Source organism: Streptomyces sp. NPDC057249, assembly GCF_042669245.1.
Classification (GTDB): Bacteria; Actinomycetota; Actinomycetes; order Streptomycetales; family Streptomycetaceae; genus Streptomyces.
The window spans coordinates 1-22,266 of record NZ_JBHUXS010000016.1 but is presented as its reverse complement, the minus strand read 5'-3'; the positions used below and the strand labels follow the sequence as shown (position 1 = coordinate 22,266).

Below are 22,266 nucleotides of genomic sequence, written 5' to 3'. Positions count from 1 at the left end.
GACGCCGGGTCGAGGGCGGCCGGCCCGTCGCCGTGCTCAGTCACCGCCGGCGCCCACCAGTTCCGTGGCCGGGCCGCGTACGGCCCAGAGGCCCGTGGCCACGACGGCGGGTACGGTCAGCGCCACGGCGCCCGCGCCGATCCACCAGCAGTCGGTCACCGGGAGGTCCGGCATCGGCGATCCGGTCACCGCCGTGCTGAACGCCGACGCCGCGGCGCCCGCGACGGCCGCGCCGAGCAGGACGCCCACCGCCGCGGTCAGCGCGGCCTCGACGGTGAGCATGCGCAGCAGTTGCCCGCGGGTGGCTCCGGTCAGGCGCAGCAGCGCGCATTCACGACGGCGTTCGGCGGTCACGGCGACCAGGGTGTTGACCGTCGAGACGGCGGCGAAGCAGACGAGCATGGCGAGCTCGGTCCGGCGCAGCCAGACGTCCGTGTCGGAGGTGACGCCGGACGCCGCCGCCCCGACGGCGTGTTCGGCGGTACGTGTCATGGTCAGCATGGTGCCCGACAGGCCCACGAGCAGTGCCACCGGGACCACGGCGGACGACAGCCGCCGGGCGTACCCCCGCAGGTTGGCATCGGCCAGCCATCCGGCACCGGGCGCGAGTGTCCGTATCGGCGTGCCCAGCAGGGCCGCGAGGACACGCGCCGCGAACGGTCCCGCCAGGGCGGTCGCGACCAGCAGCACCAGCGCGCCGAGCAGGGCCGCCTGCCCGGCCTTGTCGACCTGCCCGGCCGGCCGTGTCGCGGCCAGCCGCAGCAGCAGGCCGCCGCCCGCCAGTACGGCCGGCGCGGCGAGCAGGCGCGGTGCGCCGGTGCGCCCGTGCTCGGTCGCGCTCGCGGTGAGGGCGGCCGCGGGCGCGGTCCGGGTGGTACGCCGCGCCGCCACGGCCGAGGCCGCCAGGCCGACGGCCAGGGTGACCGCCAGCGCCACCAGCATCGGTACCGGGGTGGCCGGCACCCGTACCCCCTGCGCCGCCATCCCCCGCCGGCGCAGCTCGGCGAGCATGCCCCGGCCCGCGGCGGCGCCGGCGGCCCAGGCCGGCAGGGCCATCACCAGCGTGGTCACGGTCACCTGGCCACGGATCAGGCGCCGCACCTGACGGGGTGTCGCCGCGATGGTGCGCAGCAGGGCCAGCTCCCGCTGCTGGCGGCGCAGGGCGAATCCCAGGGCGTTGACCACGACGAAGAACGCGACCAGTACGGCGATCTCGCCGAAGGCGCCGGCGATCACCGCCAGGCCCGGTCCGTCGGCCGTGTCCCGGCCTTCCGGGGTGGTGATGTCGGCGGCGAGAAGGGAGCCGAACAGCGTGAGGGTGGCGAGGGCGAGGAAGAGCGCGGCTGCCAGACCGGCGAAGGCGGCGGGGCGGCGGCGCAGCTGCCCGAGCGCGAGCAGGATCACCGCTCTCCCCCGCCGAGCCGGCTCAGGCGTTCGCCGATCCGGGCGGCCGTGGGGCGGTGGAGTTCCTCCGCCACGACGCCGTCGGCGAGCAGCAGCACCCGGTCCGCGTACCCGGCGGCCACCGGATCGTGAGTGACCATCACGCAGGTGCCGGCCTCTTCGTCCACCTGGGCGCGCAGCAGGGCGAGGATCTCGTGGCCGGTGGCCCGGTCGAGCGCGCCGGTCGGCTCGTCGGCGAACAGCATCGCGGGGCGGGAGACCAGCGCCCGGGCGATGGCCACCCGCTGCTGCTGGCCGCCCGAGAGCTGTCCGGGCCGGTGCCGCTCGCGGCCGGCCAGTCCGACGCGGGCGAGCGCGTCCAGCACGAGGCGCCGGTCGGGTCGTTCGCCGGCCAGCCGGCCCGGCAGGGCGACGTTCTGCGCGGCGGTCATCGCGGGCATCAGGTTGAACGCCTGGAAAACGAACCCGATCCGGCGGCGCCGCAGTACCGCCAGCCGCCGCTCGGGCAGCCGTGACACCTCCGTGCCGCCCCACCAGACGGTGCCCCGGGTCGGCCGGTCCATCCCCGCCAGGCAGTGCAGCAAGGTGCTCTTCCCCGAGCCGGAGGGCCCCATCACCGCCGTGAACGTACCGGCTGCCACCTCCACCGACACTCCGCGCAGGGCTCGCACGGCGGCGCCGCCGCGTCCGTACTCACGATGCAGGTCTTGCGTGCGGGCGGCCGTGCCCGTCCCGGTGTCCGTCGCCGTCTCAGTCATGTCCTCATCCTCGGCGGGCACGGGGCCGCGTTCGATCGTGCCCGCCCCCGGATCGGGGGTTCGGGAAACCACACCCTGCCGGGCCCCGTCACTGGTCCGGACGCGCTTGACGGGGCGGTTGGAGCCGGCGCGGCCATCATGAGGTGGGCGGTGTGCCCCCATCTGTGAGGGAGAGGCATGAAGGAGACCGACGCGGACGTGGTGCGGGAGGAGCTCTCCGGGGGTGTGGATCTGCGGCGCGTCGGCGCCGGTCCGGATCACTGGTACCCGGTGGCGCTGACCCGGGACGTGCGGGTCGGGAAGGTGGTCGCCGCCGTGTTCGCCGGTGAGCGTCTCGCGCTCTACCGGGGGAAGGGCGGAGCCGTCCACGCGCTGGAGGACCGGTGTGCACACCGGCAGGTTCCGCTGAGCATGGGGGTCGTGGAGGGTGACGTACTCCGGTGCCGGTATCACGCGTGGGCCTACCGCGGTGACGGGCGCATCTCGCAGATCCCGTATCTGACGAAGGACGACCGCAGGCCGCCCCGGGGGGTGCGCAGCTATCCCGTGCGCGAGGCGTACGGCCTGGTGTTCGTCTTTCCCGGCGATCCGGAGAAGGCACGGGCGTCCGCGCTGCCGCGGTTGCCCGCCTTCTCGTCGCCGCGGTACAAGACGCTGACGTACTCCCGGATCGTGCGCTGCCACTACTCGTTCATGCACGAGAACCTGCTGGACATGAACCACCAGTTCCTGCACCAGGGCGTCGTCGGCCGGCTCCGTCCCGAACTGATCGGTCACCGGAGCGACGACCGCTCGGTGGAGGCCAGGTACCTGTTCACGCACGCCGGAGGCAAGCGCAACGCCGGCGCGAGCGTGCTGGCGGCCGAGGGCATCGCGGGCGGCTCCCGGGACGTGATGACCATCCGCACGGAGTACCCGTACCAGACCCTCGACCTGGTGCCGGAGGGTGCCGACGAGCCGGTCTTCAGCCTCTGGGCGGTCTACGTGCCCGTGGGCGCCGACCAGCGCGCCTGTCACGTCCATGGGCTGCTCATGATCAAGAAGCCCCGCGTGCCGGCCGTGCTGACCGTGGCCGCGCCCCTGATCAGGCGCTTCACCGAACGCATCTTCGCGCAGGACCGCATGGCGGTCGAGGCGGAACAGCGGGCGTGGGAGGAGCAGGGCGAGGACCGCAACCACGAGGTGTTCTCCCTCATCCTGGACGTGCGAGAAGCGCTGCGGTCCAACGGCGTCCCGCTGTCCGTCTCCGCGGGCCCGCGTGGGGCGGGGCCCTGCGGCGGCGGGGCCGGGATCTGTGGCGGCGGAGACGAGGAACCCATGCAGGCGGACGCGGCACCCGCGCACTGACCCACTCGCGGCGTGCGGGCGTCGCGAACCGGCTCCTGCCCTCCCTGAGTATCCGTACTCATGCGCGGCGCACTGGCGTACGGGCACGCTGGCAGGGGCCCGCAACGGGCGCGGTGGGGCGTGAGGTGGTGCGTGTGAGGTATGGCGAGCCGTCAAAGGGCTTTCAGATCGCGGCCGGATGCGTATGGCTCGTCGTCGATGTGGCCCTGATCGGCTATCTGCTGTTCCGCTACGGAATGACGGGGTGGGCGGACGCCTACGACGACTCCGCCAACCCGCCTGCCGCCCCTGCGGAGGCCCGACGCGCAGCGTGGCTCGTCCTGGGCACCGCGGTCGTGAGCGGTGGGTTCCTCCTTCTGCGGCACTACTGGGTGAACGGAGTCCTGCAGCTCCTCCTTCTCGGCGCCGGCGCGGGGATGTTCGCCCACTTCGCCGCACGCGGATAGGCGAGGCGAAATCACGCTGGCGCCCGCCCGACGCCCGTTGCTACAAGTGGGTCATGGGAATCTGGACCGACGCCTTCGTCGCACCCCCCGAGCCGGTGCTCCTCCGTCCGGAGGCGTTCGGACAACTGGCGGTCGAGTTGGCGCGCGATCGCGTGGTGCGGACGCCGTGGACGCTGGTCGCCGGGCGGCTCTGTGTCAACGCGAGTCTCAACTGGGGCGGCGTCAGCGGTCGGGCCAGGTGGGAGGGGCAGCCCGTGGGTACGGTGCTGCGGACCGAAGAGTATCCGTGGGACACGACGGAGCCGGACGACGAACCGCCGCCGTGGGGCCCCTCCCACGAGGAGGCGCGGCTGCTCGCCTCCGGGGACAAGCTGCTCGATCTGCCGGTGGCGCTGCGTGCCGCCCCGTACGGAGTCGAGGACGTCGCCGTCGTCTTCGCCCACATGGACTTCGGCAACCGGGCGATCACCGACTACTTCTGGTCCGAGGACAGACGTACGACGCTGGCGTGCTTCGCCCTGGCGCACCCGCAGAACCGGCCGTTCTCCGCGAACGTCCTCGGGGACATGGACGACGGACCGGTGCATCCTGTGCGCACCTGCGTGGTGCATACCTTCAAGCACGCCAAGGGTTTCGAGGAGGGCGAACCCCTGCCCGCGCTGGCCTCAGTGACCGCCCGCTACTTCGGGCCGGACCAGGTGAACGGCCGGACCATGAGCTGAGGCATCCGGTGCCACCGCCGGCCCCGCACCGAGCCGGAGGTCCGTGTGCGGGGCGCGCGGAGCGACCGGGCCCCTCAGACTCCGGTCAGGTGGTACGTGCCCGTTCCGTCCTGCCTGCCGCTGGAGTACTGGCGGATGAACTCGCCGTCCGCGTAGCGGTCGTGGCCCATCATGGAGCCGGTGTACTTGTTCTGGACGCCGATCGACGTGCTGCCGGGTACGTCACGGTAGATGTAGAACCGCTGGAGGTCGTCCTCCACGCAGGAGGCCGTCGTCAGGATCGCGCGCTCGGTGGACGCGTCCGGTTCGGCGATGGTGGCGCAGCCGCCGTTGCCCCAGTTCCACAGGGTCGCTTCGAGGACCCCGTCGTTCTCCGTGACGTTGCACAGCCGCCAGTTGTCCAGGTGGGCGCTGAAGATGGAGGAGGGCCGCAGCCGGACGCCGTCGTTCGCGAGGAGCGGCGCGCCCCAGGACAGGGGCTTTCCGGGTACTTCGATCTTGTACACGGCGGACTGGCAGTCGAGTGCGGCCCGCGCGGCGGCCTCCGGCCGCGCGGCCGGAGCAACGGTCCGGGCGGGGCTGTCCCGGCGCTGCTTCGCCGTCGGCGCCACCGCGCCCGCCGGGTGTGCGGCCCGCGCGGCGGGCGAGCCGCAGTCGAGGAGGGTCTGCGCCTCGGCCATGACGCTCCCCGCGGGAACCTGGTCCTGGCAGCGCACGGCGCCTTCCTCAAGGGTGGTGTACGTGGTGAAACTGCCGCTGCCGGGACCCTCGGCCCATCGCAGCGCCCAGCTGCCGTCGGTCTGCTGGGCCCGGTTGCAGTTGATGCTTCCGTAGGTGCCGGTGACCTTCTTGGTGCCCTTGTAGACGCCGTAGTAGCCGGGCTGGTTGAAGTTCCAGGTCACCGCGTTCGACTCGGTGCTCGTGGTCGAGGACTCCATCTTCACGCTCAGGCCCACGCTCACCCCGGCCTTGTTGAGGGCATCGACGGCGAAGCTCGCTTCGATCTTGTCGTCGAGGCCGACGGAGACCTTGATGGTGGTCTCCGTGGTGGTGGTGACGGCTTGTTCGCCGGTGGTGCCCTCGGTCACGTACCAGCCCTTGAAGTGGGTGATCGTCGGGGACACCTCGGTGGTCTTGATGTACGGGTGGCGGGTGCCGAGGTCGGCCGTCGTACAGGCGTCACCGGGCTGGGGCGAGGTCGCTCCGGCGGGTGCCGCGGCAGCCGGTGCGGCGGGGCCGATCGCGGTGAGGGCCAGGGCCGTCGCCGTGGCGGTCACGGCGGTGAGCAGAGCGGCGGCGCGGCTGCCGGAGCGTAAGCGTACGGGTCGCATCGTTGGGTGTTTCCCCTCAGGTGTACGAGTCCGGGTCGGGGTGAATGTATCGGCCACGGGAGTTGCCGCGCGAGGGTCGAACTGGCCAGAGATGTGCCGTGGACGGCCGGAACTCCGGGGAGGGACCGCCTCGCTCCGCAGCTCGGACGCGGGAACGGTCGCCGGCTCCGCGGCCGGGGGGCGCGGCACGAGAGCGGTGCGCGGCCACTCACGAGGGCTGCGACCGCCGGGTCCCCCGGGCACCGCCGCGGCCGGCTACGACGGCGCGCACGGCCCGGTCACCGCGGGGGTCGGCCATCAGGCGGGCGATGTCCCACCACCGCAGGAGCAGCGCCGGGAAGTGCGGCGGAATCGCGTGCAGGCGGTCCTGGTCGAACCGGCCGCGGACGCTCTCGTGGCGCAGGGCGGCCCTGATCTCGTCGAAGGACGGCGGTCTGTGGCGTAGCGCGGGCGGCAGCGCCGCCTCGTACTCCGGCGCCAGCTCGCGGCCGGGCTGCGCCATGATGTTCCCGCGCAGCGCGGACGCGATGTCGTCCTCCAGCTGCTCCTGGGCCTCCACCGCGCGCCCCCACCAGTGGTCCAGGAAGGCGGCGACGGCCTCCGGTCCGGCCAGGTCGAGCGCGTCGCGCCGCTCGTCGAACGCGTCGCGCTCGTCATGGGGCAGCGCCTCCCGGATCGCGCCGAGGGTCTTGGCGGGATGGCGCGGCGGGGCCTGGCCGAGGTGGCGTACCCACGCGTCGCCGCGCTCACCGTCGGGCGGACCCCACACGAGGGCCCCCCGCAGCATGCCGGGTTTCTCCGGGCCTGCCGCCGTCAGGGGTGCTTCGAGGCTGACCGCCATCAGTTCGAGGTAGGCGGGCAGCGACGCGTACTCCCGGCCGCGCTCCGCGTACCGGCCCCAGCGGTGCACCTCTCCGGTCCGGGCGTCGAGGCAGAGGCCGGAGACGGTGTCGTCGGGGCCGGAGGAGCAGAAGGGTATCCACCAGGGCTCCCACAGTGCCGGGGGGTCCTCGCCGTGCTCCTCCTGGATGCGCAGCTGCCGCCGGTGGACCTCGGCCACCGCGTCGAGCGGCATCAGGGCCCAGCCGCCCAGCATGAGCCCCGAACCGTTGACGCCATCCTCACCGGCGGACAGCCGCCACAACGCTCTGAGTTCCGCCGGGACGTCCGTGCCCGAGGCCGCTGCCAGCTCGGCCATCTCCTCCTCGGACGCGCCGGGTCTGAGAGCCGCGTACGACGGCGGGGTGTACTCGGCCAGCCATTCCAGGATCTGGGCCCAGGCCCGGGTGACCCGTGCGTCCGCCGGTTCGTCAGTAGTCATGGTGCCACGCTCCCATCGCGCTCCGGGCCGCCGTGCGGCGGGTGCGGACAACGGCCCTGGGGCGGGTAGGCCATTCGCCCTTGAAGAATCGATTCGACGCTCCCCGATCGGGCGAGGCCGTGTTGCGTCGCCGACGGCCGGGGCATCCCTGACACCGACCCGAAGGACAACAAGAAAGAGGTCGATCCCCGGTGTCCCTTCGCTCTCTCACCAAGGCTCTCGGCGCGGCGGCAGGCGCGGCCGTGCTCCTCGTGGCCGTGCCCGGCTCGGCGTCGGCCGCGGCCGGCCAGTTCCGGTACTCCTACACCACCGCGGACGGATACGAGGCCGTCGGCTTCCTCAACGACCCCGAGAGCGGCCGGTGCATCAACCTGGACGCCCCCGCGTCCGTGCCCGGGGCCCCCTCGCGGGCGCCCAAGAACCTCACGGACGCGACCGCCATCGTCTTCCTGGACGCCGACTGCGAGGGCGACACCTACTACGTCCTGCCGCCCGGCAGGGGTGCCTCCGACCGCCTGCTCCTGCGGTCGGTCGCCTTCTCCTGAGCCGTCTGTCCGAGGGGCTGGGTCCGGATGCCACGGGCGCAGCCCTTCGGCGCGGGCGGGCGGGCCCGCGCGTCTGGCGGTGCGGGCCGGACGGGTGCGGTGTAGAGAGGAGTCATGCCGCAGCACGCCGAAAGACGCCGCCGGCCGCTGCGAGGAGGCCGGGCGCTGCTCGCCGTCCCCGTCGGCTGGATCATCGCGGTCTTCCTGGTCGACGTCCTCGCACCGCCCGACATCCATCTGGGCCCGCTGCTCGTGGCGGCCCCGGCGATCACGCCCTCGATCGGCGGCCCCCGGGCAGTCGGGTTCGTGGCCGCGCTGGCGGTGATCGCGCAGGCGGCGGTGGGGGTGGTGCGCGACCCGGACGAACTGCTCTCGGCCAACCACGAGGCGCAGATCGCCGCTCTGGCGCTGGTCGGGATCTGCCTCGTCGTCTTCTGTGTCCTGCGGGAGCGCCGCGCCCGGGAGCTGGAGCAGGTGCGCTACGTCTCCGAGGCGGTCCAGCGGGTGGTCCTGCCCCCGCTCCCCCGGCGTCTGGGGCCGTTGCGCGCGGCCTCGCTGTACCTCGCGGCGGAGGCGGAGGCGCAGATCGGCGGGGACCTGTACGCGGCGGCACGCACCGGCACGGGGACGCGGCTGATCATCGGTGACGTACGGGGCAAGGGGGTGAGCGCGGTCAGCGACGCGGCGCTGCTGCTCGGTGCGTTCCACGCCGCGGCCCGTCACCGGGCGACCCTGGACGAGTTCGTCGCCTATCTGGACGAGAGCGTGTCCTGGGGGCTCCCCGAGTCGGACGGGCGCGGCCCCGGGGAGTCGTTCATCACCGCCACCGTCCTGGACATCCCGGACCGGCACGACCGCGTGCGCATGGTCTCCTGCGGGCACCCTCCGCCGGTCGTCCTGCGCGACGGGCGGCCGCTGACGATGGACGCCGCCTCCCCCGCTCCCCCGCTGGGGCTGGGCAACCTGTCGCGACCGCGCTATCGGATCGACGACTTCCGGTTCGTTCCCGGCGACCTCCTGCTGCTGTACACCGACGGTGTCACCGAGGCCCGTGACGCCTCCCGCGCCTTCTACCCGCTCGCGGAACGGGTCACCGGGTGGGCCGAGGTCGACCCGGACTCGTTCATCGACCGGTTCCGCGAGGATCTGCTGCGGTACGTCGGCGGGCGTCTGGACGACGACGCCGCCATGATCGCGATCGGCTACGCCGCCACCCCCGGAGCCTGACTCCGCGGGTCCGGCCCGGCACCCCCTTGACTGCCCTCTTGGTCCAGTCCAATCTAAGGCACCCCGCAAATTGTTGTGCCCCTGCCAAGAGGTGAGGTTCCGCCATGTTCCGCAGCCCTGTCCCTTCCGCCCGGTCCGGGCGTCCGGTGCGGCGCACCGCCGTCGCCGCGGTCCTCGTCGGCGCCGGCCTGCTCGGCACACCCGGTGCCGCATCGGCCGCGTCCGGGGCCACTGGCGCGGCGGTGGTGCGGGTGACGAACGGCAAGGAACTCAAGGCCGCGCTGTCCGCGGTCGCACCAGGGCAGACGATCGAACTGGCGGACGGCTCCTACTCCGGCAACTTCAAGATCACGCGGGGTGGCACCGCGAGCGCGCCGATCACCCTGACCGGCTCGCGGGCCGCGGTCCTGACCACCCCCACGGGCGGCGGGAACGGCATCCAGCTCACGAGTGCGCCGTACTGGGTGATCCGGGGCATCACCGTCACCGGCGGCCAGAAGGGCATCATGATCGACGCCTCCGACCACGTCGTGGCCGACTCGGTCGAGATCCACCACACGACCATGGAGGGCATCCACTTCCGGACGTCGAGCAGCTACGGAGTGGTCCGGAACTCCTTCATCCACGACACGGGCCTGTCGGGCAACGGGATGGGCGAGGGGGTGTACGTCGGCACGGCGAACACCCTCACGGACGCCAGCGACCACGTCCGCATCCTCGACAACGTGATCGGCCCCGGCGTCGGCGGCGAGAACATCGACATCAAGGAGGGCACCACGGGCGGCCTGATCTCCGGGAACACCTTCGACGGCGACGGTCTCACCGGGGCCAACTACGACGACTCGTGGGTGGACATCAAGGGCAACGGCTACACGGTCGAGAACAACCGGGGCACCGGCACGACCAACGACGGCTTCCAGACCCACACCCAGGACCCGGGCTGGGGCTGCGGCACGGTCTTCCGCAACAACAGCGCCGACCTGACCGGCGCCAGCGGCCCCACCCGCTTCGCCATCGACGTCACCAACTACGCCTCGTCGGCCTGCCCGGCCACGGTGACCTCGGACAACCGGGTGACCGGCGGCGCCGGGCTGGTCAATCCGGGCGTCCCCGTCACCTGACCGTCTCCGGCGGGCCGCCAGGGCGCGCCGGGCACCACGAGGGGGCTGCCGGTGACCGGGTCGGGGACGACGGTCGCGTCGAGGCCGAAGACCTCGCGGACCAGATCGGCGGTGACGATGCCGGACGGCGGCCCCTGGGCGATGACCCGCCCTTCGCGCATGGCGACGAGGTGGTCGGCGTAGCGAGCGGCCTGGTTGAGGTCGTGGAGCACGGCGACGACGGTGCGACCGCGCTCGTGGTTGAGGCGGCGCACCAGGTCGAGCACCTCCACCTGGTGGGCGATGTCGAGGTACGTGGTCGGCTCGTCCAGCAGGAGGATCTCGGTCTCCTGCGCCAGGGCCATCGCGATCCACACACGCTGCCGCTGGCCGCCCGAGAGCTCGTCGACCGAGCGGTCGGCGAGCGCGGCGGTGCCGGTGTGCTCCAGGGCCTCCGTGACGGCACGTTCATCGGCCTCGGACCACTGCTGCCACCACTTCTGGTACGGCTGGCGGCCGCGCGCCACGAGGTCCGCGACCGTGATGCCGTCGGGCGGGACGGGGCTCTGCGGAAGCACCCCGACCGTCCGGGCGATCCGGCGCCCGGGCAGCCCGGCGAGCTCCGCGCCGTCGAGCAGTACGGAGCCGCCGCTCGGCTTGAGCAGCCGGCCCAGGGCGCGCAGCAGCGTGGACTTGCCGCAGGCGTTGGGGCCGACGATGACCGTGACCTGCCCGTCGGGGATGTCCAGGTCCAGTCCGTCGACGACGGTGCGGTCCTCGTACGCCAGCGTCAGGGACCGGGCGGCGAGTCGGCTGCGGGTCATGAGGTGCCTCCGGAACGGCTGCGGCCACGCGCGATCAGCCACATCAGGTAAGGGGCGCCCACCGCTGCGGTCAGGACGCCGACGGGGAGTTCGACGGGTGAGAACAGGCGCCGGGCCAGCAGGTCCGCGACCACGACCACCAGTGCGCCGGTGAGCGCCGAGGACAGCAGCGGGGTCTGCGGCGTCCGGGAGAGCCGGCGGGCGATCTGCGGGGCGAGCAGGGCGACGAAGTCGACGGGTCCGCACGCCCCGGTGGCCATGGAGGCCAGCACGACGCCGAGGGCGGTCAGGCCGAGCCGTACCCGGTCGAGCCGGATGCCCAGCGACGCCGCCGTGTCGTCGTCCAGGGACGCCCCCCGCTGGGCCCTGGCGGCCCACAGCGTCGCGGGGATCGCCAGCAGGAGGACCGTGGCGAGCGGTGCGGCGTCCTCGTAGCCCCGGCTGTTGAGCGAGCCGGTGAGCCAGACCTTCGCCTGCTGGGCGACGAGGAAGTCGCCCTTCGTGAGGAACAGCTGGGTCAGCGAGCCGAGCGCGACGGAGACCCCGATGCCGATGAGCACGAAGCGCGAGGCGTGCATGCCGCGGCGCCAGGCGAAGGCGTACACCAGCAGCGCCGCGGCCAGGCCGCCGCCGACGGACACGTAGGGCAGTGCGGTGTAGCCGACCAGGCCGAAACTCATCGCGGCGACCGTCGCGGCTCCCGCCCCGTGGGTCACCCCGATGATGTCGGGGCTGGCCAGGGGGTTGCGGGCCACGGTCTGGATGAGGGCTCCGGCCACCCCGAAGGCGAGTCCGGCCAGCAGTCCGACCGTCAGGCGCGGCAGCCGCAGGGTGCCGACGACGAACTCGTCCGGGCTCGGCCGGCCGAGCAGGACGTCCACCACCGAGCCGGGTGAAACGAAGGACTCGCCGACGCACAGGTACGCCACCACGGCGGCCAGCAGCAGGACGGCGAGCGCGACGGCCACGAGCGCCGCCCTGCGGTGCACGAGGAAGCTGGCGCGTCCCGGGCGCAGCACGGCGTGCCCGGCCGGCCGGACCCGGGGCGGGGCCACTGCGGTGCGGTTCATGCCGCGACCACCGCCTTGCGCCGTACAAGGGCGACGAGGAACGGCACACCGAGCAGCGCGGTCATCACGGCGACCGGTACCTCCGAGGGCGGGAACACGATGCGGCCGAGCACGTCGGAGAGCAGGATCATCACCGGGCCGAGCACGGCCGCGACCGGCAGCACCCAGCGGTGCGCCGTGCCCACCAGGGCCCGCGCGATGTGCGGAACGGCCAGTCCGGTGAAGGCGATCGGCCCGGCGGCGGCGACCGCCGCGCCGGTGAGCACGGTCGCCGCCGCGGCGCCGCCCACCCGCAGCAGGCCCACGTTGTGGCCAAGGCCCTTGGCCGCCTCGTCCCCGAGGGCGAGCGCGTCCAGGCCGCGGGCCAGCACCGCGCTCAGCACCAGCCCGGCCAGGACGAACGGCCAGATCTGGGCGATGACTTCGGGGCCCCGGCCGTCGATGGAACCGACCTGCCAGAACCGGAACTCGTCCAGGGCGCGGGCGTCCGTGGTGACGACCGCGGAGACCACCGCGCCCAGGAGGGCGTTCATCGCGGCGCCGGAGAGCGCGAGCTTCACGGGCGAGGCACCGCGGTACCCGCCGGCCGCGACGGCGTAGACCGCGACGGCGGCCAGCGCGGCACCGGCGAACGCGAACCAGATGTACCCGGTGAGGGTGTGCACCCCGCAGAAGGTGAGGGCGCAGACCACGCCGACCGAGGCGCCCTGGCTGACGCCGAGGATGCCGGGTTCGGCGATCGGGTTGCGGGTGATGCCCTGCATCACGGTCCCCGCCACCGCGAGTGCGGCGCCCGCGAGCACCCCGGTGACGGTGCGCGGGACCCGCATGGCCCTGACCACTTGGGCGTTGTCACTGGTGCCGCCGTGCAGGAGCGCCGAGAGGGCCTCGCCGGGCGCGACCGCCCGGCTGCCCACCGCGAGGCTCAGCAGGGCGGCGACGAGCAGGAGTGCCAGACAGAGCGTCAGGTGGACGAGGCGGCGCCGATCGGTTCGCGCCATGTGCCGCACTCACTTTCCTTCCTCGCGGGTGCTTCGGCGAACGGGAGAGCGCGGCGCCCGGGCGGGCGCCGCGACGTCTCAGCTGGTGAGGTACTTCTCCAGGTCGTCCAGGACGGTGTCGGCCGCGGTGACACCGAGCCCGAGGTACCAGGTCTCGTCGGGCACGTCGAAGGCGTGCCCCTTCTTGACGGCGTTCAGGTTCTTCCAGAGCGGGTTGCGCTGGACCTCGCTCTTCTGCGTGGCCTTGGGGCTTCCGTACACGCCGGTGAAGATGTAGTCGGCGTCGGCCTGGTCGATGTTCTCGGCGCTGATCTCGGTCGCGAGGTCGGCGATGTCCTGGTTCTTGGGCCGCGGGATGCCGACGTCCTTGAGGATGGTGCCGATGAAGGAGTCGTTGGCGTAGAGGCGGATGCGCCCCTCGGCCATGAAGCGCAGCATGGACACGGTCGGCTTGTCGGCGCCCAGCCGGGCCGCGAGGTCCTTCGTCTTCGCCTCGTACGCGGCGAGGTTCTTCTCGGCCGCGGCGGTCTTGTCGAGGGCCGCCGCGTTGAGAAGGTAGTTCTCCTTCCACGTGAAGCCGGGGCGGATGGAGAAGACGGTCGGCGCGATCTGCGACAGCTCGTCGTAGGACTTGGCGGCGCGCAGCTGGCTGCCCAGGATGAGGTCGGGCTTGAGCGCGGCGATGGCCTCCAGGTTGAGGCTGTTGATGGTGCCGACGTGCGCCGGCTTGCCCGCGTCGTCCTTGAGATAGGCGGGCAGTTCGGGGGAGCCCTCGCTCGGGGCGAGGCCGACCGGCTTCACGCCGAGGGAGACAACGTTATCGAGCTCACCGACGTCGAGGACGACCACGCGTTCGGGGCGGTGCTCGACGACCGTCTTGCCCATGGCGTGGCGGATCGTCCGCGGCCACTGACCGGGCTTGGCGTCCGTGCCCATCGCGGCGGTCTCCGCCGCCGCGTCCCCGAAGTCCTTGCCGCCCTGGGCCACCGACTTCGAATCCTTGGCCGCCCCGGAGGCGGCGGATCCGTTCGCCGGGCCGCTGTCGCTGCCACAGGCCGACAGGGAGGCCAGGGCCACCAGGACGACGGAAGCCGCGGCCAGACCGTGCCTTCGGAAGAGCATGAGGTACTCCAAGAGCGTCGCTTGTTCAGCGTTGAACCGTTAGGTAAGGCACACCTTATACACACCTCACGCGCGCGAACCACCGCCCCGGAACGTACGCCGACCGGAGGACTCGCGGGGCGACACGCCGCGGTGAACCCCGCATCCACCGCCGCCCGGGGGTGAGATCGCCCGATACGCGTTCCGGCAGGAGACCGGCACGCGTGCGAGAGGGAAGAGGGGGCCGCGCATGCCCGGACCGCCGGACGGAGAGGTCGCGTGAAGGCCGTACCCGGACCCACCGGCCATGTCGTCGTGGTGGGCGCGGGCTTGTCCGGACTGGCCTGTGCCCTGCATCTGCTGGGGGCGGGCCGCCGGGTCACCGTGGTCGAACGGGACGCGGGTCCCGGGGGCCGGGCGGGGAGGCTGCGGCTCGGCGGGTTCGAGACCGACACCGGTCCCACGGTGCTGACCATGCCGCACCTGGCCGACGAGGCGTTCGCCGCCGTGGGCGACAGCCTGTACCGCCGGGTCGAACTGACGGCCCTGCACCCGGCGTACCGGGCGTGCTTCGCGGACGGGTCCTCGCTCGACGTGCACACCGACGGCGAGGCGATGGAGGCGGAGGTGCGGCGCTTCGCCGGACCGGCGGAGGCGGCGGGCTACCGCGATCTGCGGCGGTGGCTGGAACGCCTGTACCGGGCGCAGATGCGCCGGTTCATCGACACGAACTTCGATTCACCGTTCCAACTGCTGCACCCGGATCTGGCCCGGCTCGCGGCGCTGGGCGGGTTCGGGCGCCTCGACCACCGGATCGGCCGCTTCCTCTCCGACGAACGCCTGCGGCGCGTCTTCTCGTTCCAGTCGCTGTACGCGGGTGTGGCCCCGGCCAGGGCGCTCGCGGCCTATGCCGTGATCGCCTACATGGACACCGTGGCCGGCGTCTGGTTCCCGAAGGGCGGCATGCACGCCCTCCCCCGGGCCATGGCCGACGCGGCGGCGGAGGCGGGCGCCGATCTGCGGTGGGCGGCCGAGGTGAGCACGCTGGAGCGGTCGGCGGGGCGGGTGCGGGCCGTACGCCTGGCGTCCGGCGAACGCGTGCCCTGCGACGCGGTGGTGCTCACGTGCGAACCGGCCGCCGCCTACCGGCTGCTGGGGCGCCGCCCGCTGCGCCCGGCGCGCCCGCGTCACTCCCCGTCCGCCGTGGTGCTGCACGCCGGCACCGACCGCACCTGGCCGCACCTCGCGCACCACACCCTCTCCTTCGGCGCCGCCTGGGAGCGGACGTTCGAGGAGCTGACCCGTACGGGCGCGCTGATGAGCGACCCCTCGCTGCTGATCACGCGCCCCACGGCCCACGACCCGTCTTTGGCGCCCCCGGGCCGCCATCTGCACTACGTCCTCGCCCCGTGCCCCAACACCACGACCGGTCCCCCGGCCGCCGCCTGGGCGGACCTCGGCCCGCGCTACCGCGACAGCCTGGTCCGCGAACTCGAACGCCGGGGCCTGGACGGGTTCGCGGACAGCGTCGAGGAGGAGCTGCTGGTGACCCCGCTCGACTGGACGGCCCGGGGCCACGCCGCCGGCAGTCCGTTCTCCCTGTCGCACACCTTCGCCCAGACCGGGCCCTTCCGCCCGCGCAACCTCGTGCGGGGGACGGAGAACGCGGTCCTGGCGGGGTGCGGCACGACTCCGGGCGTCGGGGTGCCGACGGTGCTCATCAGCGGCAAGCTGGCCGCCGCGCGGATCACCGGTGTCGCCGGGCCGCGGCCCCGCCGGCTGCGCACCGGCCCTTCCCCCCTGGTCCGGGCAGGTGCCGATGACTCGTCGTGAACTGGACGCGGCCGGTATCACCGACCCGGGGCTGCGCGCCGCGTACGCCCGGTGCCGGCAGCTCAACGCCCGCCACGGCCGCACGTACTTCCTGGCCACCCGGCTCCTGCCGCCCGAGCGGCGGTCCGCCGTGCACGCCCTGTACGGCTTCGCCCGCTGGGCCGACGACATCGTCGACGATCTGGACCGGCACCGGACGCCCGCCGAGCGCGACCGGCTGCTGCTGCGCCTGGAGAGCGACCTGGCGCAGGGGCTGAGGACCGGCACGGGTGCCGAGCCGGTGGTCCGGGCGGTCGCCGACACCGCCGCCCGGTACGGCATCGGACACGACCTGTTCGCCGACTTCCTGTCCTCGATGAGGGCCGACCTGACCGTCACCCACTACCCCACCTATGCCGACCTGCAGACGTATGTGCACGGTTCGGCCGCGGTGATCGGTCTGCAGATGCTGCCGGTGCTCGGTACGGTCGTGCCCCGGCAGGAGGCCGAGCCGCACGCGGCCGCGCTGGGCGTGGCGTTCCAGCTCACCAACTTCGTACGCGACGTGGGCGAGGACCTCGACCGGGGCCGCGTCTACCTGCCCGGTGATCTGCTGTCCGCCCATGGCGTGGACCGGGCGCTGCTGGAGTGGAGCCGGCGCACCGGGCGCGGTGACACGCGCATCCGGGCCGCGCTGGTGGCCGCGACGGAGCTGACGCGCGGGGTGTACCGGACGGCGGAGCCGGGCATCGGCATGCTCGACCCGCGGGTGCGCCCGTGCATCCGCGCGGCGTTCACCCTCTACGGCGGCATCCTCGACGCGGTCGCCGAGCAGGACTACCGCGTCCTGCACCGCCGCGCGGTCGTCTCCCGGCGACGGCGTGCCGCCACGGCCGCCCTCGGGGTGCTGCGCGTGGCCGGGGCCCGGTGGCGTGCGCGCGGCCGGGCGGGGGTGGCCGGCCCCGGAGCCGAGCGGAAGGAACCGGTGCGATGACCCGGCGGAACGGCGGGCGGTGGTCGCCACCGCTGCGGCTGCGGGGTTCCGGCCCCGACTGGGCGGCGCAGGAGCCGACTTGGCGCGACGCCCGGCCGGCGCTCATCGCCGGGGCGCTGAAGCGGGCCATGACGCGCCCGTCCGGCAACTGGTACGTGGTGGGCGCCTCGCGCGACGTCCGCGCCGGTGAACCTTACGGCCGGACCGTCGGCGGGACGGAGGTCGTGCTGTGGCGTACGGACGGCGGTGAACTGCGCGCCGGATCCGGTGTCTGCCCGCACCTGGGCGCACCGCTGCGGGACAGCCGGGTGGTGTGCGGCACGCTGGTGTGCCACTGGCACGGACTCGCCCTGGACGGGGCCCCGTTCGCCGGCTGGCAGCCCTTCCCGGTCCACGACGACGGCGTACTCGTGTGGGTGCGGCTGGACGAGGTGGGGGGCGAGGAGCCCACCGACCGGCCCGTGGTGCCGGAGCGGCCCGCGCGCGGGGACGCGGTGGACGCGGTGTTCACGGCGGCCGGGCGGTGCGAACCGCAGGACGTGGTGGCCAATCGGCTCGACCCGTGGCACGGTGCGTGGTTCCACCCGTACTCGTTCATCGATCTGTCGGTGGTGCGTGAACCGCGGGGCGACGAGGACGACGCCTTCGTGGTGGACGTCTCCTTCCGCGTCGCGGGGCGCCTGGTGGTGCCGGTGCGGGCCGAGTTCACGGCGCCGGGGCCGCGTACCGTGGTCATGCGCATCACGGACGGCGAGGGCGTGTCCTCCGTGGTGGAGACGCACGCGACGCCCCTGACCCGTCCGGATCACGAGCGTCCGCGCACCGCCGTGGTCGAGGCGACGCTCGCCGCCTCGGACCGGCCGGGCTTCGCGCTCGCGCGGGCCGCCGCCCCGGTGCTGCGGCCGCTGATGCGCCGCACGGCCGGGCGGCTGTGGGTGGACGACCTGGCGTACGCGGAGAGGCGCTGGGCGCTGCGCAGCACCGGGCGCTTCCCGGGCTGACGCGTTCAGGCACGCCCGGCGGCGAGCGCCCGGAGCACGCGGGAGCGGCCCCTCCGGGGCACCGTCCACAGCACCTGGCCCCGGACGCCCCGGTCGGCGAGCAGGGCGTTCGCCGCCAGGAAGCCGGTGGTGGCGGCCCGTTCCATGAGGGCGACGGGCAGTGCGCAGCGGACCCCGTCCCCCGCGAGGGCCAGCCAGGGGTGCGGGGTGCGCACGGTGGGGCGCAGGTGGTACGTGCCGGCCTCGAAGAGCGGACAGTCGGAGCGCCACTCGTGCCGGGCGTCGACCACGCGCGCGTCACGGGTCTCCGGATAGACCCGGTGCAGCCGGTCGACGAGCCGTTCCTGTACGGCCTTGTGTTCGGCCCCGGGGTCGACGGCGTACGCGTGCAGTTCCACGACGGAGCCGCCGGTGCGCCCGGCCCAGCGGGCGGCCTCGCCCTCGTACCGTTCCAGGGTGCTGATGTTATCGAGCCCGTCGAAGCCGCTGGTGCCGAGGAAGCCGGGCCGGTCCGCGCGGACGGGCCGGTCGAGCCAGAGCCGGGACACCAGGAAGGGCGGTGCGGTGCGCAGGGCGGCGATGCCGTCGCGCCAGCCCGCGGTGCCGAGGCCGGGCGACGCGGCGACGGTGTGCCGCAGGCCCTCGGTGTCGAGGGCGAGCACCACGGCGTCGTGCCGGTGGGTGCCGGTCTCGGTGTCCACGTGGGCGCCGCCGCCGTCACGAGGGGTGATCCGGTGCACGGGCGTCCCGGTGCGGATGTCCGCGCCGAGGCGGTCGACGTACGCCGCGAGGGGTTCCCAGAGGGCCTGGGGGAAGGGCTCGGCCGGTACGTCGAAGAGCAGCCCCTCGGACGAGCCGAGGAAGTAGATGTGGAACATCAGCAGCAGTTCGGCGGCGGACAGCTGGCGCGGGTCGGCGAAGAAGCTGCGCGAGAACACCTCGAACGCCAGATGGTGGGCGGCCTCCGGGAAGCGCACGCGCTCCAGGAAGGCGGTCGCGCCGACGCCGTCGAAGCGCTCGTACACCTCGGGGACGCGGACGTCGAGGAGCGGGAGCGCGGCCCGGGGGTCCATGGCGGCCAGGTCCCGCCATCCGAAGGTGGGGCTGAGCGCGACGAAGCCGAGCGCGCTGAGCGGCGGCGTCCTCGGGACGCGGGCGAAGCTGTCGGTCAGGCCGCCGCTGTGCCGCAGGGGGTAGTCGGGCAGGGGTACGAGGCGTGCCAGGGCGGGGTCGGTACGCCGGAGCAGGCCGCGCAGGTTGTAGTACTGGCGGAAGAACGCGTGGAAGCCGCGGGTCATCGTCACCGCTGAGCCGTCGGCCAGCAGGGTGCGGTGGCCGGAGAGCCGGCCGCCGAGCGCGTCGTCCTTCTCGTACAGGGTCACCCGGGCGCCGCGCTCGGCCAGCAGGGTCGCCGCGGAGAGGCCGGCGATGCCGCCCCCGACGACGGCGACGGACGGCTCGTCACCTCGTCGGAAGCGTGCCGCGCCGGGTGCGGGCAGCAGGATTTCGGCCTTGCGGTCGCGGCCTCGTCGGGCGGCGGGGGGTCGGGTGTTCACGGGGCGTGCTCCGGTGTCGTGGCCGGGCGGCCGTTACGGGCGAGGAGGGCGTGCACGCCGCCGGGCTGCCGTCCGGCGGCGGGGGCGGTCCGCACCGGGACCGGACCGGCCGGGACGCGGTCCCACGGCAGGGTCATCGCCGGTTCCCTCCGTCTTCGGCGGTGGCTCCGGCCCGGCGCGGGAGGAACGGCAGTTCGGCGGCGGTGGCGAGCATCGGCCTGACCGGGGTGCGCAGTCCGATGCCCCACTCCTCCCGGAGCGAGGCAGTGCCGTCGAGGAACCTCAGCAGCCGTTCGGCCGGGACCCGGCGGAACAGGCCGGTGAAGAAGTCCGGGCCGTCGATCCGGCCGGTGTCCAGCGCGCGGAGCACGATGGCGTCCATGGCGAGCGCCCGTCGGCCGTGGGGCGCGGGGACGGACCCCCGTCCGTCGCGCAGGGCGGCGGCGATGGCCCGGCTCTGCCGTTGGACGGCCGCGAAGGTGTAGCCGGTGGCCGGGCGGGTGGCGCCGCCCGCGGTGCCGATCCGGAACACCGAGGGCCCGGCCCGGTGCGGGAAGCGGGCGTCGGTCATCGGAATCGCCCCCTGCTCCGTACGCTCCACCGTGAGCGTGCCGAGCCGGAGGACGTCGCGGCAGTAGTGGCCGAGCGCCGACTCGTACGCCGGGGTGGTCAGGGGGCGGCGGGAGAACTCGGTGTACTCCACGAGCGCCCGGTCCGGGGCCAGGGGCAGCACGTAGCCGAACGCGAGCCCGTGGGCGGGCTGGGGGACGCGGAAGTCCATCAGGTCGGCGACCCCGGGATCGAACCGGGCGGTGGCGGTGCGGACGAACCAGCCACGGAAGTGCTGGAGCAGTCGGGTGCGCGCGGGTGGCAGGGCGGGCAGCGGCCGGGAGTCGAACACGCGGTGGGCGCGCACGTGGACCGTGGAGCCGTCGGGCCGTGTGCAGCGGACCTCGGCGCCGCCGGGCACGCCGCGCACCGCGTCCGCCGTGGCCCGCAGGAGGCGTCCGCCGTCCGCGCGGGCCAGCCGGCCGTGCACCAGGCGTTCGAAGTCGGCGGAGCGCACCATGCGGTAGGTGAAGGGGGCCGGTTCGACGGTGACCGGGCGGCCGTCGGCGTCGTGCACCCGCAGCACGGACCAGGACGCGCTGACGGCTTCGTCGAGGCCGTCCGACTCCGCGTGCCAGTAGCACCAGGTCCGCTCCGCCGGGCGCGGCGGTCCGTCCGGCGGCTCGATCACGGTGACGGTGGCGGCACGGGTCTCGGTCAGACGGTGCGCGAGGCTGAGTCCGGCCGCCCCGCCACCGACGACGGCCACGTGGCAGCGGCTCACGGCCGGCGCGCCAGATCCGCCGCCACCTCCCGGGCCGCCCGGGTGCCCGAGGCGAGGGCGCCCTGGACGGAGCCGGTGGCCCGGTGGTCCCCGCACACGTACCGGCCCGGGCGGACGCGGGTGGTGCGGCTCAGCTGCCAGGGCGGGCGCATGGCAGGCAGGGCGCCCTCGACCGTGCGGGCGGCGATCTGCGTCCAGCCGGCGGTGTCGGTGGCGTACAGGTCGCCCAGGCGCCGCAGCACCGCCCGGCCGCGGCCCGGGAGGTCGGTGCCCAGTACGGAGGTGGAGATCAGCGCGGTGCCGGGCGGTGCGTACGTGGGGGCGACCTCGCTGAGGACGCAGGTGTTCAGGACCGGCCCGGTGCTGTCCACGAGCAGGGTCGGTTCGGCGAGGGGTGTGCGGTCGGTGGCGTGGTAATACGTGGTGACGGTGCGCGTGTCCGGCACGGTCAGGCCCGGCAGCAGGCGGGCGGCGGCGGCCGGTTCCGTCGCCACCACGACGACGCTCGCGGGTACTTCGCTCCCGCCCTCCAGGGCGACCCCCGTGCCGGTGATCTCCGCGACGGGGGTGCCGAGCCGGAGGACGCCGTCGGGGAGGCCCCGGGCGAGCTGGTGGGGTACGGCGCCGATGCCCCGGGCGGGCAGGCACAGCGTCCCGCGCACCATGCTCCGCCAGACCAGGTGGAAGAACCGCGCGGAGGTCTCCAGACCGTCCTCCAGGAACACCCCGGCCAGGAACGGCCGGAGTACGCCGGTGATGACGTCGTCCGACAGACCGGCCCGGAACAGCGCGGCCGAGGTGGTTTCGTCGCGGCGGCGCCTGACGGAGGAAGCGGGGAGCACCGCGTCCCGTGCCGTGAGCGCCGCCAGCGCGCCGAGGTCGCGGGCGGAGAGGACCCGGCCCGGCAGCAACGCCCCCACCGCGCCCTGTTCGCGCGTCGGGTCGGCGAGGCGGACGGGGCCCGTCCGGGTGTGCGCGATGATGCCCGCGGTGAACGGCCGCAGCCGCAGGCTCCTGAGGTCCAGGCGCCGCTTCACCTGTGGATAGGCGGTGTTGAACACCTGGAAGCCGCGGTCGAGCAGGAATCCGTCCCGGCGGTCCGTGCGCATCCGGCCGCCCACCGAGTCGGACGCCTCCAGGAGGGCCACCTTCAGGCCGGAGCGGCAGAGATCCAGGGCGCAGGCCAGTCCGGCGAGGCCCGCGCCGACGACGACGGCGTCCGCGGGCCGGCGGTGTTCGTCGGTCATGTCGCTCCTCGCCCCGGCGGTCATTCCGTCCAGCCGACCACGTTCCGCGGTCCGATGCGAGGAGCCACGCATGTGCGGACCGGGTGACACGGGAGCCCCGGCCCCGGTCCGCGCGCGGACCGGGGC

At 74.0% G+C, this 22,266-nt stretch carries 21 protein-coding genes; 9 read left to right on the top strand and 12 right to left on the bottom strand.

Features of this window, described 5'->3' with window-relative positions; genetic code table 11:
- Positions 1 to 36: 36 nt before the first annotated feature.
- Together ACFUJY_RS26425 and ACFUJY_RS26420 are read right to left on the bottom strand one after the other, a co-directional pair.
- Positions 37 to 1,404 (bottom strand): FtsX-like permease family protein, encoded by a 1,368-nt coding sequence (locus tag ACFUJY_RS26425; protein ID WP_383304207.1) that lies wholly within the window; start codon positions 1,402 to 1,404, stop codon positions 37 to 39.
- Positions 1,401 to 2,162 (bottom strand): ABC transporter ATP-binding protein, encoded by a 762-nt coding sequence (locus ACFUJY_RS26420; RefSeq protein WP_383304205.1) that lies wholly within the window; start codon positions 2,160 to 2,162, stop codon positions 1,401 to 1,403. Before ACFUJY_RS26420 ends, ACFUJY_RS26425 begins: the two co-directional genes overlap by 4 nt.
- A 177-nt stretch (positions 2,163 to 2,339) precedes the next feature.
- Between ACFUJY_RS26420 and ACFUJY_RS26415 the strand changes: the two genes are divergently transcribed.
- From ACFUJY_RS26415 to ACFUJY_RS26405, 3 genes are all read left to right on the top strand, one after another.
- Positions 2,340 to 3,509, top strand: a complete 1,170-nt coding sequence (locus ACFUJY_RS26415; protein WP_383304203.1) for a Rieske 2Fe-2S domain-containing protein — start codon at positions 2,340 to 2,342, stop codon at positions 3,507 to 3,509.
- A gap of 134 nt (positions 3,510 to 3,643) precedes the next feature.
- Positions 3,644 to 3,955 carry a hypothetical protein gene (locus ACFUJY_RS26410; RefSeq protein ID WP_383304201.1) on the top strand — a complete coding sequence of 104 codons (312 nt, stop codon included), beginning with the start codon at positions 3,644 to 3,646 and terminating at the stop codon, positions 3,953 to 3,955.
- 53 nt (positions 3,956 to 4,008) lie between these two features.
- On the top strand, positions 4,009 to 4,677 hold the full coding sequence (locus ACFUJY_RS26405; RefSeq protein ID WP_383304199.1) for a hypothetical protein: 669 nt from the start codon (positions 4,009 to 4,011) through the stop codon (positions 4,675 to 4,677).
- A 74-nt stretch (positions 4,678 to 4,751) separates the two neighbouring features.
- Here the strand turns inward: ACFUJY_RS26405 and ACFUJY_RS26400 are convergent, their stop codons facing one another.
- Positions 4,752 to 6,008: a hypothetical protein gene (locus ACFUJY_RS26400; RefSeq protein ID WP_383304197.1), complete on the bottom strand. Its 1,257-nt coding sequence runs from the start codon at positions 6,006 to 6,008 to the stop codon at positions 4,752 to 4,754.
- A 208-nt stretch (positions 6,009 to 6,216) separates the two neighbouring features.
- Positions 6,217 to 7,329, bottom strand: a complete 1,113-nt coding sequence (locus tag ACFUJY_RS26395; RefSeq protein WP_383304195.1) for an SMI1/KNR4 family protein — start codon at positions 7,327 to 7,329, stop codon at positions 6,217 to 6,219.
- A gap of 191 nt (positions 7,330 to 7,520) precedes the next feature.
- Here ACFUJY_RS26395 and ACFUJY_RS26390 point away from each other — a divergent pair, with 191 nt between their 5' ends.
- The 3 genes from ACFUJY_RS26390 to ACFUJY_RS26380 all read left to right on the top strand — a co-directional run bounded on the left by ACFUJY_RS26390 (position 7,521) and on the right by ACFUJY_RS26380 (position 10,222).
- Positions 7,521 to 7,874, top strand: a complete 354-nt coding sequence (locus ACFUJY_RS26390) for a hypothetical protein (RefSeq protein ID WP_383304193.1) — start codon at positions 7,521 to 7,523, stop codon at positions 7,872 to 7,874.
- A 114-nt stretch (positions 7,875 to 7,988) separates the two neighbouring features.
- Entirely contained in the window at positions 7,989 to 9,101 is a 1,113-nt protein-coding gene (locus ACFUJY_RS26385; RefSeq protein WP_383304191.1) for a PP2C family protein-serine/threonine phosphatase, read from the top strand.
- A gap of 104 nt (positions 9,102 to 9,205) precedes the next feature.
- Entirely contained in the window at positions 9,206 to 10,222 is a 1,017-nt protein-coding gene (locus ACFUJY_RS26380) for a right-handed parallel beta-helix repeat-containing protein (protein WP_383304189.1), read from the top strand.
- Here ACFUJY_RS26380 and ACFUJY_RS26375 read toward each other — a convergent pair.
- The 4 genes from ACFUJY_RS26375 to ACFUJY_RS26360 form a co-directional block, all read right to left on the bottom strand.
- Positions 10,129 to 11,025 (bottom strand): ABC transporter ATP-binding protein, encoded by an 897-nt coding sequence (locus ACFUJY_RS26375; protein WP_383304187.1) that lies wholly within the window; start codon positions 11,023 to 11,025, stop codon positions 10,129 to 10,131. The genes ACFUJY_RS26380 and ACFUJY_RS26375 overlap by 94 nt on opposite strands.
- Complete coding sequence (locus tag ACFUJY_RS26370) at positions 11,022 to 12,095, bottom strand: FecCD family ABC transporter permease (RefSeq protein ID WP_383304185.1); 1,074 nt, start codon at positions 12,093 to 12,095, stop codon at positions 11,022 to 11,024. The genes ACFUJY_RS26375 and ACFUJY_RS26370 overlap by 4 nt, the downstream gene beginning before the upstream one ends.
- On the bottom strand, positions 12,092 to 13,096 hold the full coding sequence (locus ACFUJY_RS26365; protein WP_383304183.1) for a FecCD family ABC transporter permease: 1,005 nt from the start codon (positions 13,094 to 13,096) through the stop codon (positions 12,092 to 12,094). Before ACFUJY_RS26365 ends, ACFUJY_RS26370 begins: the two co-directional genes overlap by 4 nt.
- A 78-nt stretch (positions 13,097 to 13,174) precedes the next feature.
- Positions 13,175 to 14,218 carry an ABC transporter substrate-binding protein gene (locus ACFUJY_RS26360; protein ID WP_383304181.1) on the bottom strand — a complete coding sequence of 348 codons (1,044 nt, stop codon included), beginning with the start codon at positions 14,216 to 14,218 and terminating at the stop codon, positions 13,175 to 13,177.
- A 258-nt stretch (positions 14,219 to 14,476) separates the two neighbouring features.
- Here ACFUJY_RS26360 and crtI point away from each other — a divergent pair, with 258 nt between their 5' ends.
- The 3 genes from crtI to ACFUJY_RS26345 are packed head-to-tail and all read left to right on the top strand — an operon-like array spanning position 14,477 to position 18,004.
- Entirely contained in the window at positions 14,477 to 16,030 is a 1,554-nt protein-coding gene (crtI, locus tag ACFUJY_RS26355; RefSeq protein WP_383304179.1) for a phytoene desaturase family protein, read from the top strand.
- Complete coding sequence (locus ACFUJY_RS26350; protein WP_383304177.1) at positions 16,017 to 17,003, top strand: phytoene/squalene synthase family protein; 987 nt, start codon at positions 16,017 to 16,019, stop codon at positions 17,001 to 17,003. Before crtI ends, ACFUJY_RS26350 begins: the two co-directional genes overlap by 14 nt.
- Positions 17,000 to 18,004, top strand: a complete 1,005-nt coding sequence (locus tag ACFUJY_RS26345; RefSeq protein WP_383304175.1) for a DUF5914 domain-containing protein — start codon at positions 17,000 to 17,002, stop codon at positions 18,002 to 18,004. The genes ACFUJY_RS26350 and ACFUJY_RS26345 overlap by 4 nt, the downstream gene beginning before the upstream one ends.
- A 5-nt stretch (positions 18,005 to 18,009) precedes the next feature.
- Here ACFUJY_RS26345 and ACFUJY_RS26340 read toward each other — a convergent pair whose 3' ends face one another.
- From ACFUJY_RS26340 to ACFUJY_RS26325, 4 genes are read right to left on the bottom strand one after another with little or no spacing between them, the layout of a single operon-like run.
- The gene (locus ACFUJY_RS26340; protein ID WP_383304173.1) at positions 18,010 to 19,560 is read right to left on the bottom strand and encodes an FAD-dependent oxidoreductase; all 1,551 of its coding nucleotides are present in this window, start codon (positions 19,558 to 19,560) and stop codon (positions 18,010 to 18,012) included.
- The gene (locus ACFUJY_RS26335; RefSeq protein WP_383304171.1) at positions 19,557 to 19,697 is read right to left on the bottom strand and encodes a hypothetical protein; all 141 of its coding nucleotides are present in this window, start codon (positions 19,695 to 19,697) and stop codon (positions 19,557 to 19,559) included. The genes ACFUJY_RS26340 and ACFUJY_RS26335 overlap by 4 nt, the downstream gene beginning before the upstream one ends.
- Positions 19,694 to 20,893: a lycopene cyclase family protein gene (locus ACFUJY_RS26330; protein WP_383304169.1), complete on the bottom strand. Its 1,200-nt coding sequence runs from the start codon at positions 20,891 to 20,893 to the stop codon at positions 19,694 to 19,696. The genes ACFUJY_RS26335 and ACFUJY_RS26330 overlap by 4 nt, the downstream gene beginning before the upstream one ends.
- Complete coding sequence (locus ACFUJY_RS26325; RefSeq protein ID WP_383304167.1) at positions 20,890 to 22,140, bottom strand: NAD(P)/FAD-dependent oxidoreductase; 1,251 nt, start codon at positions 22,138 to 22,140, stop codon at positions 20,890 to 20,892. The genes ACFUJY_RS26330 and ACFUJY_RS26325 overlap by 4 nt, the downstream gene beginning before the upstream one ends.
- Positions 22,141 to 22,266: the final 126 nt, after the last annotated feature.